We start from the raw sequence: 15,579 nt of genomic DNA, 5'->3' as shown, positions 1-15,579 counted from the left end.
TTAAGATTTCATTTACAGTATTAATTGCGCGAATTTATCACTGTTGATAGTCAAAAATACTACAACTACAACACCTATAGTCAACAATTACGGCTAAGGATACTCAAGGAGTGTAGGAGATCAACGCTTAAATTGTAATAGAACATATTTAAAGGTGATAGTTAGGTAATGGTTTCGTAAATTGTTACGTAAATAGCAATAAACAACTTGAGTGACGATAAAAAAATATGACACAAGGCTTAATCACAGCAAGACTGGCGACAACTGAAGCCTCAAAAATGCGCCACAATTTAACCAGCGCGAATATCGCTAAACCAGCAAGCTTAGTGCCTGTTACGCTGCCATCTTCAATACGGTCATCATCGACAACACAATCATCATCGACACCGCTATTATCAGCTACAAACCAAGCGTCTACAGCCTGCTCATCATCTATACCCCTGTTATCTCAAGATACCAAAAACCATGCCGCGGTTACCTTTGCCGTCGCGAATAAAACATTTCAATTTTCAGCCTGCCATCAAATACAGCAAATCCTGCGTTCTGGTGGGCAGTTAATGTTAAACAATGACACGATAAAGCAATTAACTAAGCTCACTGGTACCGCATCTCATAAACAGGCCACAACGAGCAGTCTCACCAATAAGCAGTTAGTGCTAGTCGCACCTGCGATACAAACTAAGCTGCCTATTGAGCTGCTAAAACTGGCACAAAGCAATAATATTTCATCACCGCAATTATTGGCCTTGGCCGCCAGAGCACAAGGTTACCCGCTACCTGTGGTTGAAATAAAACATAATCACTTGCGCTTTAATACCGGGGCTGAGATTTCAGTGTCAGCATCAGCAAAATTGCCTCAAGGCCAACACCTTGCTCATATCAACCAAGTGGCTGGGAAACCGCTGTTAACATTAACCCCAATATTGCATGTTGCGACTGCTGATTTGTTTGCGATTGACACCAATAGCCACAATGACAACAATCACAATAAGTTAAAGGCGATCTCAGAACATATTGTGGTAAGAAAAGATGAACCGGCCCAATTACTGAGTCAGCTATTAAAAAAGCTTGAGCAACTACCTTTAAGAGCCAGTGTTGAAACCACGGTGACCAATGTAAAACCACCTCAGCAACAGGTAAACTCGCATCAACACGCTGCAAGCTCAACTGTGGCTCAAGTAAACAAAAGCCCCGTTGAAGTACTGAAACAAAATTTACATAAAGCTGGCGCAATGCCACTTAAAAAGGCTTGCAGCAATAATGCAACTAATACCCTTGTCAGTGCTTTATTAGCATTACTGCCGAGCTTAAATCCACGGCCATTAACCCAACTTGCAGATCAAAGCTTATTAAAACAAGAGCTACTGAGCTTAACCAACTTAAATCTGGCCAATACGCAGCAGCTACCCAATACAGCATTAACAGCTGGGGCAATTAGCGCACTATTTCAGTTGCTCATTGGCTTTAAACGCCAAGGCGCTCACACCCAGCTGAGCCAGTCATTGCAGCACTACCTTGATAAACTGCAGCAAAAAGTACTCAACAACACTGACCAAAGCCAATTGCTTTTAAGTGCCTTAGATAAAGCCCGCAGCGTCGAGTCCTTAGGCAAACTAGCCTCTAGCTTTGGCGGATACCAACAAGCGAGTAGCGACGCTAATCAGCATCTCGCTTGGTATATAGCGCTGCCTTACTCCATTGGCCCACGAAAAGAGCAATTAGAGGGCAAGTTTGAACGGGGCTCTTCTAATGATAACAGCGCGATAACAAGTTGGCGGTTGCAATTAAAATTTAATCTGGCTCAGGGGGCTTTATTGGTTAATGCCCATAAGATAGGAGATTTTCTTGATGTTAAATTTACCAGTGAAAATCAAAGCCTGTTAGATAAAGTGAGTGATTTTCAAGCGCTATTAAGCATAAAAATAAATCAGGCAGGCTTTGTCGCGCGAGAGTTCACCACGGTAATTGATAATGTACCCGCAACCTTATTACCAGGCGATCATTATCTAGTAAAAACCAATGCTTAAGATGCACTTTAAGACGTGAAATTAGGAGCAAATAATGACTAAAATTAAGAAAGCGGTCGCGCTAAGCTTTGATGGCATTAGCGCGCCAACGGTCACTGCCACCGGCAAAGATTTGGTCGCCGAGGAGATAATAGCACTAGCAAAAGATGCTAGCGTCTATATCCATCAAGATGAGAATTTAAGTGAATTTTTACAGTTATTAGCACTCGGTGAACAAGTGCCCCAAGAGCTCTACACCTTAATCGCCGAGCTCATTGCATTTGTGTATATGTTAGATGGTAAATTTCCAGAGCAATGGGATAACTTACATCAAAAAATCATTGAACAAGCTTAGCGCTTTCGCAAAATGACGAGCTACTTTTTATGTAAACGGATAATTAATTCCGCTTCTGCTTTAGGTAGTTCACACTCATTAATCAGCTCTTCCACTCCAGCACCTAACCCCACCATTTTTAATGCTCTAGAGTATAATTTAGATTGTGGGTCTTGCTGACTTGCCTCTTCTAGGCGCTGTGATTGTTTAGTTAATTTTTGCTCTAACTCTAAAACACGCTTACCAACACCGATAGTGCCACTGCGTAATTCCTGCAGCTCTCGTTTAACGGTTTCTCGCTGGCGATCATTTTCTTTTACCAACACAGTTAATGCATCTACTTTGCTTTGCAGCTTGCTGGCTCTTTTTGAAAAAAACATCGCTATTGCGGCACAAGTGACAACATAAATAACAATAGTGATAAGCAATTCTTGCGACATTCATACTTCCTGATAAGACTGATTTTTGTCATTAAAACACAAAAGCCAGCAAATAATAATGCTGGCTTTAGTTGAAACGCAAAAAACGCTTATAACTGAGTTATTTCTGCCCACTCATCGTCAGATAGTAACTTATCAAGGTCGACTAAAATCAATAACTCATTATCTCGGTTACTGACTCCCTGAATGAATTTAGCACTTTCTTCAGTGCCGACATTCGGGGCATTATCGATTTCAGAGCGGCGAAGGTAAACCACTTCGGCAACGCTATCAACCAAAATACCAATCACTTGCTTTTCTGCTTCAATGATGACTATTCGCGATGAGTCATCAACTTCTGCAGCATCAAGGCCAAAGCGTGAACGAGTATCTATCACAGTGACGACATTGCCACGTAAATTAATGATACCAAGCACATACATAGGCGCACCGGGAACGGGGGCAATTTCGGTATAACGTAATACTTCTTGAACTTGCATGACGTTGATACCATAAGTTTCGTTATCTAACTTAAAAGTAACCCACTGTAAAACTACATCTTCTTTACCTGCAGCAACCGCTGCTACATTTCTTGAATCTGTCATAAATAACCTCAGACAATCGAATCTTGACAACCTAATCCTGCATCTAGCATTTCAATGAGCGCTTGCACATTTAAAATGCCACACATTTGTTCTTTTACTACGCCGGCAAGCCATGGACGCTTACCCGCTTTTTCACGCCAATTGACATGAGATTTATTAATTTTTACCGCGTTAACTAAGGATTCACATGCCAGTCCCCAGTCACTGTTTTCAAGCATGACGATATACTGATAATCAATAGATTGCGCCATTTCGGTGGTGTACTTTTCTGGCATCACCCAGCGGCAACTATCTACAACATTCACCTTTTGATCTCGACGAGTTTGTACCCCTAAAAACCATTTGGGGCGCCCTATCAGGTGATTAATATGTTCAATTTTTACGATACCGCCCAAACTCACCAATGGCACCGCAAGCGTCAAGCCTGCCACATTGAAAAATAACACCTGAAATTCATCATCTAAAACATCTTGTAAATCTGTGGTGATACTTGGCGGAATCGATGCTAATTCAGCTTTAGCGGGCGACTGACTGACGTCGATAACCGCGGTTTCAACATAAGCTCGCTTATGATTATCTATATCGGCTGAGATTTGAGAATCTTTATTATCCACTACGGATAATTTCGCGGCCAGTGCTGCAGGTTGAGCTATTGGCAGCTTTGCCTGTTGCACCGTACCTTTAAGTACTTGCTTTACCTCAAGTGGAGATTCAACACATTGTTCTGAAGTTGTTGATACTGGTGCTGAGACTACCGCCAATAATTTAGATAAGGCATTTTTATCCACTTGCGGCTCAGCAAATGACGAACTTAAAGATTCACCCAGCGTCGCGACCGTTTGCAAGCGAAGACTTGGAGCCGCCAACTTAGTTGTGGCATGTAAATATTTATCTTCACTATTGTGCAGGGAGCCTTCATAAATTTCTGCAACCTCTGTACTGCTAGTAGAGTCTGTGTGTTGAGCGACTTGTAGTCTGCTGATTGAAGTCTGTTTATTGCAGCTTGTAGCAGCATCTAAAGCCTTATCAGAAGGCTCTTGTAATAATACTGAGAAGAAATCAAAAACAGTTTCATCAACCGATTTTGACATGAGTTAACTCCCTAGACATTAAAAAATCCAGTAAGCGATTATAGGCTTTCATCCCACGGCTGCTGGGCATATGATGGGATAGTGGCACATGGGCTAAACTGGCATCTCTAAATTTAGTATCCACAGGAATAACATCAGGCCATAAAGTTTCTGGATAGCTTAGCTGCAAGGATTGTAACGCTACAGGTGACGCTTTAGTGCGCCGATCATACATGGTTGCTAAAATGGTAAAGCTGTAATCTGTTTTCTTTGAACGCCCCATTAGTGCCATGGTTTTCACCATTCGCTCTAAGCCTTTTATGGCCAAAAACTCAGTTTGAACTGGAATGATTATATGTTCACTTGCCGCCAGAGCATTAACCATTAACACCCCTAAAATAGGCGGGCAATCAATGATAGCAATATCATATTTGTCATCTAGCAAGGCTAATAGGTTACGTAAAACCAGTCCCATCCCTTCTTGATGTCCCAAAGCTCTATCTAATGTGGCTAGCGCCATTGAGGCAGGAATAAGATCTAAACCATCAATTGAGGTCGGCACAATATGCTTTTCAACATCCGCTAAAGATAACGGCTTATGCGCCAAAAAAATATCGTAAAGTGAACTGGGGATTTGCTCAGAATCAATCCCTAAATAATAACCTAGCGATGCATGAGGGTCTGTATCAATCATCAATACCCTTTGACCACGCTTAATTAACGCGCCAGCAAGGCTGGCAACCGTAGTTGTTTTACCTACGCCGCCTTTTTGATTTGCGATTGTCCAAACTTTCAAATGACGCCTCACAGCTTTATTATTGTTATGATTCAATTGATTATTAACTGACTACACTAGATTACAATCTGCTCTAAAGTGAGTCTGATTCACGGGTGGTTATCCTGATCCCACCATGGGGTAAGGGGATTACTTTTACCCCTTGAGCGTTTTCAAGCGTTTGTATATTCTGCTGTTCCTTTGGCTGAAAGTGCTGGTTATTTTCAGCTGTCGTTCCAGGCCCTAGGCTTAATGTCACCGCTTCACCATTCGCCGCCTTTTGCACTAATGCTTTGGTGGGTTCTGGATGTTTTCCAAGCCAAGCAGCAATGTCCGCTGCCTGCTCATCAGGCACCATTAACAACACTTGCGATGCTTTTAGTTGCGCAACTTGTTGAGACAATTCGCGGTTAGTTTTTGCCGCCTCAAAATATAATCCTGCCAGCGTAATAACCGCGATAATCAATAAAAACACCACTGACATTTGTTGGGTGTTCATTGCCTTGTTGACCTTAGCCACGGGCCGTCTCTTTGATAATGGACTCCGCCATACTGTCGATAGCAATGGAATGAGTTGATAAACCTGCTACGGTAACCGCTTGCGGCATACCATACACCACACAACTAGCTTCATCTTGTGCCCAAATCGTTGCTCCAGCGGCTTTCAGCATTCTGGCGCCTTCTCTGCCATCTGCGCCCATACCGGTAAGTACAACCGCTAATACATCACCGCCAAACACTTTTGAGGCTGATGCAAAGGTAATATCCACACTGGGTTTGTAGTTCATCTCGGCATTACCGGCGATAACTTTTAAACGTCCAAATGAACCACTTCGCTCCACCATCAATTGCATGCCACCTGGGGCTAAATAAGCACAACCGGGTTGCAGTACATCCCCATTTTGCGCTTCTTTTACCGTAATCTGACATAAGCTATTTAAGCGACTGGCAAAAGCAGGCGTAAACGCAGCCGGCATGTGCTGAATAAGTAATATTGGGTGTGGGTAATTTGCAGGAAATGCCGTTAAGACTTTTTGCAGTGCAACAGGCCCACCCGTTGAAGTGCCTATCAGCAAGGCTTTATATTTTTTACCGCTCGCTCTAATGGCGCTGGCAGAACACACGTTTTGGGCGCTACTGGCCTGTGAATTATTCGCTTGCGAGCGATTATTTAAGGCCGGTTTCGATGCTAATGTGGTTCTCAAGCTTGCAGGGTTAGCTGCATCTGCTGCATTTCGAGCTGTAACCGTTCTTGGTAATGGCTTATATAATCGTCTTCTGCCTAAGGTTTTAACCCTTAGTTGCAGTAGCTTAATGGCCTCTTCTTTTTTAGAGGCTATATCTTCAAAGCGTTTCGGTAAAAAATCCAATGCGCCGGCATCAAGCGCATCAAGCGTCGCTTTAGCGCCATCATGGGTTAAAGACGAAAACATCATTATCGGTGTTGGGTTAGTTGCCATTATTTTACGCACAGCAGTAATGCCGTCCATCACTGGCATCTCGATATCCATGGTGATGACTTGTGGCTTTAATTTCTCAGCCATGTCGATGGCTTCTTGGCCATTGACTGCAACACCCACCACTTCGAGGTCGTCATCTTGATTCACTATTTCGCTGACTCGACGTCTAAAGAAACTTGAATCATCAACAACTAAAACTTTGGTAGCCATTTCATTCCTTATCAATTGGAATTTTATCTTTTACTTTTGGCGTAATATTTTAATAAACCCGGTACATCAAGGATCAATGCAATACCTCCATCGGAGGTAATTGTTGCCCCTGCCATACCCGGCGTACCTTGCAGCATACTGCCTAAAGGCTTAATCACAACTTCTTCTTGACCGATTAATGCATCAACCACAAAACCAATTTGCATGGTTCCAAGTTGCACAATCACTACATGGCCTTGCTTTTTATCGCCATGAGTAAGCGTGGTCTTGTTGCGATGTAACCATTGCTCTAAATAAAACAGTGGCACGGCTTTATCGCGCACTATGACCGTGAGCTGACCATCGACAACATTAGTTTTAGTTAAATCGAGGTGGAAAATTTCATTAACGCTTGAAAGCGGTAAGGCAAACACCTGCTTAGCAACATCCACCATTAATGTGGGCATAATCGCTAATGTCAGTGGCACTTTAATTTCTAAAATGGTGCCTTGGCCTTTTACCGAATCAATATGCACTGTGCCGTTTAATTGGCTGATGCGGGTTTTCACCACGTCCATTCCAACGCCGCGGCCTGAAATATCTGAAATTTCAACTTTGGTTGAAAAACCTGGGGCAAAAATTAAGTTATAAGCTTCATTATCAGTCATTCTTGCGGCTGATTCTTCGTCTAGAACCCCGCGGCTAATGGCGATTTCTTTTAGCTTATCGGCATCCATCCCTGCGCCATCATCTTCAATTTTAAGAAGAATATGGTCGCCTTCTTGGCTTGCAGAAAGAGTTATCGTACCGGTTCTTGGTTTGCCATTCGCTTCGCGAGTAATAGGCATTTCAATGCCATGATCAACCGAGTTACGTACTAAATGGACTAATGGATCTGCCAGTGCTTCAACTAGATTTTTATCAAGATCGGTATCTTCACCTACCATGATTAAATCAATTTCTTTATTCAGTGTTCTGGCTAAATCGCGAACCACTCTTGGGAAGCGGCCAAATACTTTCTTAATTGGCTGCATGCGGGTCTTCATTACCGCGCCTTGTAGGTCGGCAGTAACCAGATCTAAATTGGCAAGTGCTTTCGACATTTCTTCATCATCGCGAGAAATACCTAAACTCACTAAGCGGTTTCGTACCAGCACCAGCTCACCAACCATATTCATAATTTGGTCAAGGCGCGAAGTATCAACCCTTACGGTGGTTTCACCCTGTGGCATGGCACCTTGGGTTTTAGCAGGTTCTGCTTTTTTTACTGGCGCGGCAGCTTTAGTGGCTGGCACTGGTTTTGTGTCTGTCGCACTTGGCTGTGCTGGCGCAGCTGTGTTTGAGACGGCTTTTGATGGCGCAATATCTGCGGGCATTGAAACGGGAGTTGCAGGAGTTGCGGGAGTAACTGCTGAAGGCGCTAGGCTAACAGCCTGAGGAGCGGCACCTTTACCATGTAATTCGTCTAATAACTTTTCGAACTCATCGTCGGTAATATCATCGCCATCAACAATTGGATCTTGTTCTATTACCGCAGGTTTTACTTCTGCAATTGGGGTACTCGCGGCTTTAAAACTACCAGCGCCGTGCAATTCATCCAGTAAGGCTTCAAACTCATCATCACTGATTTCATCACTGGCAACAGCAGTGTCACCATTAGCGACTGAAGCACTCGAGGTATCATCAATAAGGTCTTTTGTTGAATTAGAGGTAGGACTGTTTCCTGCGCCATGAAGTGCATCGAGTAAGGCTTCAAATTCACTCTCGTCGATATCATCAATAGAGCCCACTGATGCTTCAGAGTCTGCAGCAATCGGCTCAACTTCAGCTAAAGTCTCTTCAATTAAAGTCTCTTCAATTAAAGCCTCTTCAATTAAAGCCTCTTCAGCAATTAACGCGTCTTCGGGCGTGCTGGCAAGCTCTGAGGCTAATGGCGCTCCAGAACTTAACAGCTTTAAACGAGCTAATAAGTCGGCGTCGGCATCATCTTGTGGCTGACCTTGCTGGGTCTGTGCAAACATCGAATTAATCGCATCAACAGCTTGCAAAATGATGTCCATCAATTCGGCATTTACTTGACGCTTACCCGTTCGCAGTAAGTCAAAGGTATTTTCAGCTTCGTGGCACACATCGACCATAGGGCCTAAGCTCAAAAAGCCTGCGCCACCTTTTACAGTATGAAAACCTCTAAAAATCGCATTCAGTAAATCAGCATCATCAGGATTATTTTCAAGAGCGACGAGTTGCTCTTGTAGAAGCTCTAAAATTTCACCAGCTTCAATCAAAAAGTCCTGGAGTATCTCTTCATCAACATCAAAAGACATTAAATTTGACTCCTAATTAGAAACCCAGACTTGATAGCAGATCATCCACTTCATCTTGGCCAGTCACCACGTCTTCGCGGGTGTCAGCATTTAAGATAGGGCCTTCTGCTTCAATTTTATTATCATCAATGACTCGATCCGAGTCGGCTGCATTTTCGCCAAAGATTGTCAGCATAGACACTAAACTGCTTTCAACTTCGATGACTAAGTCAATAACTCGGCGGATCATTTGGCCAGTCAAATCTTGAAAATCTTGCGCCATCAATATTTGATTGAGCAGTTCTCTTAGTCGATTTGAATCATGTTCGCTATGGGACATGATATGTTGAACGTCATGACACAAGGACTTAAATTCCACTAAGGAAATGTCCCTACGCATCAATTTGTCCCACATTGGCGTGACCGATTGAATGTTATTTATTATTGTATCGGCCAAAGGTAAACATTCTTCAACTGCATCCATGGTTTTATTTGCAGCTTGCTCTGTCATATCAATGACAAAGTTGAGTCTTTCTTTTGCATCGGGTATTTCATGGTTAGCAAGTTCAACCAGACGGGTATCCAATTGAAAGTCATTTAGTGAACTGTGTAACTGACGGGTCAGCTTGCCAACTTCATCAAACAGTTCACGTTGTATTGGCACTGACAGGTCACGAATGACCGCATCAGCTTGCTCTTGTTGTCCATCTTCAAGCAATTTAACAAGTTGCTGGGCTTGCTCAAGATCTATGAGCCCTGATATTGCTGCCTGCATAACTTATCCTTTGCTTAGGCTAAACGTTCAAAGATTTTATCGAGTTTTTCTTTTAACGTTGCTGCGGTAAAAGGTTTAACCACATAGCCATTAACGCCAGCTTGCGCTGCGGCAATAATTTGTTCACGTTTTGCTTCTGCTGTTACCATTAATACTGGCAAGTGTTTTAATGAATCGTCAGCTCTAATGGCTTTTAACAAATCAATCCCTTGCATACCCGGCATATTCCAATCGGTTACGACAAAGTCAAAATCGCTTTTTTGTAACATCGGTAGTGCGGTATTGCCATCATCTGCTTCTTGAGTATTATTAAATCCCAAGTCTCGCAACAAGTTCTTTATGATACGTCTCATTGTTGAAAAATCATCAACAATCAGTATCTTCATATTCTTGTCCAAGGTTTCCTCCGGTGAGCTTAATTCGTTGCTCTTATTAGTAATTATACCTGTGTCCAATGCTTGAGTTTGCCTTTGAGACGCAGCATTGCCTGACTTAAAATCTGGCTAACACGCGACTCGCTGACCTCAAGAACGGCACCGATTTCTTTTAAATTTAACGCTTCGTCATAATATAGCGACAAAACTAGCGCATCTCTTTCGGGTAATGTGGTAATTGCTTGTGCTAATGCCGATTTAAACTGCACTTCGGCTAAAGAATCAAAACTTTCATCCTCAGTTAATTCATCAGACACAATCACATCTTCTGAAACACCTAAGTCTTCAATCCCAATAACTTTTCCTACTGAAACATCGTTTAAAATATGGTGATACTCTTCAAGAGATATTTCCAATTTTTCTGCGATTTCAGTATCTCTGGCATCACGACCTAATTCTTGACCCAGTTCATCGATAACTTGTGCAACACGGCGTTGGTTACGATGTACCGAGCGCGGCACCCAATCACCACGGCGAATTTCGTCGATCATCGAACCACGAATTCGGATCCCAGCAAAGGTTTCAAATTTGGCGCCTTTAGAGCCATCAAACTTTGATGATGCTTCCAGCAGCCCCATCATCCCAGCTTGCAATAAGTCATCAAGTTGTACCGATGCTGGCAGCCTTGCCAACATATGATGTGCAATTCTTTTTACCAGCGGTGCATACTGTTCAACAATTGAGGTTTTATTATCAAACTGAGTATACGCGGCGGCTTTATTCACTCGGTGTATCCTCTTTTACTTCTTTGCGCTGAACAAGACGTTCAACAAAGAACTCTAGATGACCACCAGGCTGCTGTGGCACAGGCCAGCTCATGATTTTATTGGCTAAACCGTGGTAAGCAATGGCTGCTGGTGATTTTGGAAATGCTTCCACAACCAACTTCTGCTTACGTACTGATTTACGTAAATTTTCATCAAATGGCACTGTCGCAACAAGCTCTAAAGCCACATCTAAAAATCTATCGGTTACTTTACTTAACTTGGCGAATAACTCCATGCCTTCTCGCAAACTGCGCACCATATTTGCCACAATTTTGAAGCGGAACACACCGTGCTCACGACTTAATATTTTGATCAGGGCATAGGCATCGGTTATTGATGTCGGTTCATCACAAACTACAATCAATACATCTTGTGAGGCACGGGAAAAACTCAGCACCATATCAGAGATACCCGCTGCGGTATCAACGATTAAAATATCAAACTGGGTTTTCATATCGCTAAAGGCACGAATTAATCCAACATGTTGCGCTTGGGTCAATTCCACCATCGCTTGAGTGCCTGATGTGGCAGGTACAATACCAATGCCTTTCGGGCCTCGAACAATAATGTCGTCTAATTCTGCTTCGCCAGATAATACGTGAGATAAGTTTTTCTCAGCTCGAATACCTAACATCACATCAACGTTGGCGAGTCCTAAATCGGCATCGAGTACTAAAACCCGTTTGCCTTTCTCAGCAAGTGCTACCGCGGTATTAATCGACACACTGGTTTTACCCACGCCGCCTTTACCACCGCTGACTGCAATTACTTTTACTTTATCGTTATTTGGTTGATTCATCATACGTAAACCACTTGCTTGATCTCGGGTCATATCTTTACTCGAATGCATAGGCCATGTCATTTGACCACGCAGTGTCAGGTGACGTTTGAGGTTTTGTTTCGTTAAGTGCTGCTAACGCTTGTCTTGCTAATGAAAGCGTATCGGCAACCTGCATATCTTCTGGAACACGTTGCCCATCAGTAACATAACTTAGTGGCAACCCATTTTGGATTAATACACTTAATGCGCCAGCAATAGATACTGACTCATCTAATTTTGTCAGTATACACCCAGATAACGGGATTCTTTTAAAATGTTCTACGGCATCGAGTAACACTCTTCGTTGAGAGGTTGCCGACATCACCAAATAACTACGAATGGGTATTCTGGTGTTTGCCATCAAATCATCTAACTGCTGATAAAGGCGTAAATCTCGTTGCCCCATACCCGCAGTGTCAATCAATACTAACTTACGATTCTTAAACTGATAAAGAATTTGTTCTAATTCAGTTAAATCATGTGCTTGTTTAACTGGACAGCCCATTATTTTGCCATAAGTTGCCAATTGCTCAAAGGCTCCAATACGATAATGATCTGTGGTAATTAACGCAACTTGTTCTGGGCCATGATGAGCGGCAAATCTGGCAGCAATTTTAGCCAATGAAGTGGTTTTGCCGACACCAGTTGGACCGACAAATGCGACTACGCCACCAGTGCGCACAATATCGTCACCTTGGTTATCGAGCAGGTTGGCCAAACTTTGGGGTAAGGCTCTGACTAAATCGGCGGGAGAAAACTGCTGACTTAGGCTGGATAACTTGGCAGCGACAGCAGGCGAGAACTCTGCGGCAATTAATTTGCTTTCAAGCATCGCGCCCACAGGATCGGTGCGTTTTTTCTGTTCTTTCATTAATGAAGAAACTTGATGAGTTAGCAAACCACGCAGTGACGCCATCTCTTCGCGCATTGCTTCCATTTCAGCTGAATGACCTTTATTTGGAGATCTAGACGGCTCAATGTGTTGCTGATGCTGTCTTGGTTCTTTAGCTGCAGGTTTGCTTGCTTCTAACTGTTTAGCCCAATCTGGTAATTCCGGCTCTTCATGTTGCTGGGAAATTTGTTGCTGCAGGCGGCTATGCTGCTTTTCTAATAACGCCTGTAATGAATCAGCTACTGGCGGTGGGCTGACTTTAGTGTGTGCTTTAATAGCAGGTTTATTAGCACCAATTGACACACGGTCTTCAGTCACATTCATAAAGGCTGCAACGGGCGATTTTACTGCAACATCAACTTTAGGCTCATCGTAGTCAACTGCTGCAACAATTTCGATGCCACCAGTTACTTTCTTATTCGACATGATCACCGCGTCAGAGCCCAAAGTCTCTTTGACTTGAGCTAATGCTGAGCGCATATCCTTGGCAAAAAATCGTTTAATTTTCACTACGTACCTCTTTCAAACTGAAAGTCATTGCTATTGCCCAACTGCAGATACTATGCGTATTTGCTTTTCATCGGGTATTTCTTGGTAAGAAATAACCCGTAAATTAGGAATGGTGTATTTCACAAACCGCGACAAAGTTGACCTAAGCATGCCTGATGTCAATAAAATGGCTGGTTGACCGACCATTTCTTGCTTCTGAGAAGCATCTAATAATGACTTCTGCATACGTTCTGCAAGGCCTGGCTCAATATTGGGCCCTTCACCGCCGGTTGCCTGCATAGACTTGTGCAACATCTGTTCCAACTCTGGCGCCAATGTTATGACAGGGATTTCCAATTCGGGCCCAGAGATCTCTTGCACTATCATTCGTTTCAAGGCAATACGTACTGCAGCGGTTAACACTTCAGTATCATTACTTTTGCTGCCGTATTCTAACAGTGTTTGCACGATTGTGCGCAAGTCTCGGATAGAAACTCCTTCATTAAGAAGGTTTTGCATCACTTTTACCACTGAACCTAGCGGCATAACGTCTGGTATAAAGCCATCCACTAACTTCGGCGAGTTTTTCGATAGCATATCCATTAACTGCTGCACTTCTTCATAGCCCAATAATTTAGCCGCATTATTGGTCAGTAACTGGCTTATATGAGTAGCAACAACAGTCGCGGTATCAACCACGGTATAACCTAATGTTTGCGCATGTTCACGTTGTGCTGGAGCTATCCAAACGGCTTCTAAACCAAAAGCTGGATCTTTGGTCTCTATGCCATCAAGCTTGCCGTAAACCTGACCTGGATTAATCGCTAACTCGCAATCATGTCTTACTTCTGCTTCGCCAACTACCACGCCCATTAAGGATATTTGATAGCAGTTGGGGGATAAATCTAAGTTGTCACGAATATGCACTGCCGGTACCAAAAAGCCCAATTCCTGCGATAATTTTTTACGTACCCCTTTAATTCGACTGAGTAACTCGCCGCCTTGACCTTTATCTACCAGCGGAATAAGTCGATAGCCCACTTCAAGGCCAATGGTGTCTACATGATGTACATCTTCCCAGCTTAGCTCTTTGGGCTCAGCCTCTTTGACATCGCTTGGGCCTTTAACTGCTTTTTCTAGCGCAAGGGTTTTATTGTCGTTATTGCGTTTATAAATAAAGTAAGCTGCGCCTGCGGTAATAAATGCAAACGTTAAAAACGCGAAATGTGGCATACCAGGTACAACACCCATAACAAAAAGCACGGCTGATGCAATGGCCATAGACTTAGGACTATGGAACATTTGGCTGATCATCATCCCGCCCATATCGCCAGACTCATTTTGGCGCGTCACCATCAAGGCGGCGGCGATAGATAAAAGCAATCCGGGTATTTGCGCCACCAAACCATCACCAATGGTCAGTAAGGTATAAATCTCCACCGCGCTTGAAAAATCCAAGCCGTGCTGCACCATGCCGATGACAAAACCGCCAAGGATATTAATCACCAGAATCATAATCCCAGCAATAGCATCCCCTTTCACAAATTTTGACGCACCGTCCATCGCGCCATAAAAGTCAGCTTCTTTCGTCACTTCAGCACGGCGAATACGTGCCTGATCTTGAGTTAATGTACCGGCATTTAAATCGGCATCAATGGCCATCTGTTTACCCGGCATGGCGTCCAAGGTAAAACGTGCGCTCACTTCTGAAATACGCCCCGCACCTTTGGTTACTACGGCAAAGTTGATGATGATCAGGATTAAAAACACCACTAAACCCACAGCATAGTTACCGCCAATCACCACCGAACCAAAGGCTTCAATCACTTTACCCGCGGAGTCACCACCGTTATGCCCCTCAAGTAACACTATTCGTGTTGAGGCCACATTCAATGCTAAGCGTAATAAGGTGGCCACCAGTAAAACAGTCGGAAATGCGGCAAAATCTAGTGGGCGATCACTATAAATAGCGACAAGTAACACGATTAAAGCGAGGGAAATGTTAAAGGAGAATAGAATATCAAGCAGAAATGGCGGCATCGGCAATACCACCATACCTAATGCAGCCAGCACCAATAAAGGGGTACCAATACCTTTGAATGTGCTAAATCGTATTTGCTTTGCTTGACCTAGCGCTGTCTTTACATCCATTAACCGTAAACCCTTTCGTAATATTTTTGACGCTGACATCAGCGAAATGCAATTACTAAGCCAAGCTATTAGTTAATAGCATCTGTTGCG

General features: G+C 43.3%; 15 protein-coding genes. 2 read left to right on the top strand and 13 right to left on the bottom strand.

Going from position 1 to position 15,579, the window contains the following annotated elements; genetic code table 11:
- Positions 1–227 precede the first annotated feature (227 nt).
- Both Q4557_RS14335 and Q4557_RS14330 read left to right on the top strand, forming a co-directional pair.
- The gene (locus tag Q4557_RS14335; RefSeq protein WP_303413532.1) at positions 228–2,027 is read left to right on the top strand and encodes a hypothetical protein; all 1,800 of its coding nucleotides are present in this window, start codon (positions 228–230) and stop codon (positions 2,025–2,027) included.
- A gap of 34 nt (positions 2,028–2,061) precedes the next feature.
- A complete protein-coding gene (locus tag Q4557_RS14330) occupies positions 2,062–2,361 on the top strand; it encodes an EscU/YscU/HrcU family type III secretion system export apparatus switch protein (protein ID WP_303413531.1) in 300 nt (99 codons plus the stop codon).
- A gap of 20 nt (positions 2,362–2,381) precedes the next feature.
- Here Q4557_RS14330 and Q4557_RS14325 read toward each other — a convergent pair whose 3' ends face one another.
- From Q4557_RS14325 to flhA, 13 genes are all read right to left on the bottom strand, one after another.
- Positions 2,382–2,780: a DUF2802 domain-containing protein gene (locus tag Q4557_RS14325; RefSeq protein WP_102439505.1), complete on the bottom strand. Its 399-nt coding sequence runs from the start codon at positions 2,778–2,780 to the stop codon at positions 2,382–2,384.
- 89 nt (positions 2,781–2,869) lie between these two features.
- Positions 2,870–3,364 carry a chemotaxis protein CheW gene (locus Q4557_RS14320; RefSeq protein ID WP_076540271.1) on the bottom strand — a complete coding sequence of 165 codons (495 nt, stop codon included), beginning with the start codon at positions 3,362–3,364 and terminating at the stop codon, positions 2,870–2,872.
- Between the two features lie 8 nt (positions 3,365–3,372).
- Positions 3,373–4,455, bottom strand: coding sequence for a chemotaxis protein CheW (locus Q4557_RS14315; RefSeq protein ID WP_303413529.1), 1,083 nt, complete (start codon positions 4,453–4,455; stop codon positions 3,373–3,375).
- Entirely contained in the window at positions 4,439–5,230 is a 792-nt protein-coding gene (locus Q4557_RS14310; protein WP_102439503.1) for a ParA family protein, read from the bottom strand. The genes Q4557_RS14315 and Q4557_RS14310 overlap by 17 nt, the downstream gene beginning before the upstream one ends.
- A gap of 73 nt (positions 5,231–5,303) precedes the next feature.
- Positions 5,304–5,708 carry a membrane anchored protein in chemotaxis locus gene (locus tag Q4557_RS14305; protein WP_241901015.1) on the bottom strand — a complete coding sequence of 135 codons (405 nt, stop codon included), beginning with the start codon at positions 5,706–5,708 and terminating at the stop codon, positions 5,304–5,306.
- A 13-nt stretch (positions 5,709–5,721) separates the two neighbouring features.
- Entirely contained in the window at positions 5,722–6,879 is a 1,158-nt protein-coding gene (locus tag Q4557_RS14300; protein WP_303413526.1) for a chemotaxis response regulator protein-glutamate methylesterase, read from the bottom strand.
- Positions 6,880–6,902: 23 nt separating this feature from the next.
- Positions 6,903–9,182, bottom strand: a complete 2,280-nt coding sequence (locus Q4557_RS14295) for a chemotaxis protein CheA (protein WP_303413524.1) — start codon at positions 9,180–9,182, stop codon at positions 6,903–6,905.
- Between the two features lie 16 nt (positions 9,183–9,198).
- Positions 9,199–9,936 carry a protein phosphatase CheZ gene (locus Q4557_RS14290; protein ID WP_102439501.1) on the bottom strand — a complete coding sequence of 246 codons (738 nt, stop codon included), beginning with the start codon at positions 9,934–9,936 and terminating at the stop codon, positions 9,199–9,201.
- A gap of 14 nt (positions 9,937–9,950) precedes the next feature.
- The gene (gene cheY, locus Q4557_RS14285; RefSeq protein WP_076540257.1) at positions 9,951–10,334 is read right to left on the bottom strand and encodes a chemotaxis response regulator CheY; all 384 of its coding nucleotides are present in this window, start codon (positions 10,332–10,334) and stop codon (positions 9,951–9,953) included.
- A gap of 41 nt (positions 10,335–10,375) precedes the next feature.
- Positions 10,376–11,095, bottom strand: a complete 720-nt coding sequence (locus tag Q4557_RS14280) for an RNA polymerase sigma factor FliA (protein WP_102439500.1) — start codon at positions 11,093–11,095, stop codon at positions 10,376–10,378.
- Positions 11,088–11,969: a MinD/ParA family protein gene (locus Q4557_RS14275; protein WP_076540438.1), complete on the bottom strand. Its 882-nt coding sequence runs from the start codon at positions 11,967–11,969 to the stop codon at positions 11,088–11,090. Before Q4557_RS14275 ends, Q4557_RS14280 begins: the two co-directional genes overlap by 8 nt.
- A 4-nt stretch (positions 11,970–11,973) precedes the next feature.
- Positions 11,974–13,359, bottom strand: a complete 1,386-nt coding sequence (gene flhF / locus Q4557_RS14270; protein WP_102439499.1) for a flagellar biosynthesis protein FlhF — start codon at positions 13,357–13,359, stop codon at positions 11,974–11,976.
- Between the two features lie 30 nt (positions 13,360–13,389).
- Entirely contained in the window at positions 13,390–15,489 is a 2,100-nt protein-coding gene (gene flhA, locus Q4557_RS14265) for a flagellar biosynthesis protein FlhA (RefSeq protein ID WP_102439498.1), read from the bottom strand.
- Positions 15,490–15,579: the final 90 nt, after the last annotated feature.

Source organism: Shewanella sp. 5_MG-2023 (genome assembly GCF_030547465.1).
In the GTDB taxonomy this organism is placed as follows: Bacteria; Pseudomonadota; Gammaproteobacteria; order Enterobacterales; family Shewanellaceae; genus Shewanella.
This window is presented reverse-complemented; position numbering and strand designations above follow the sequence as displayed.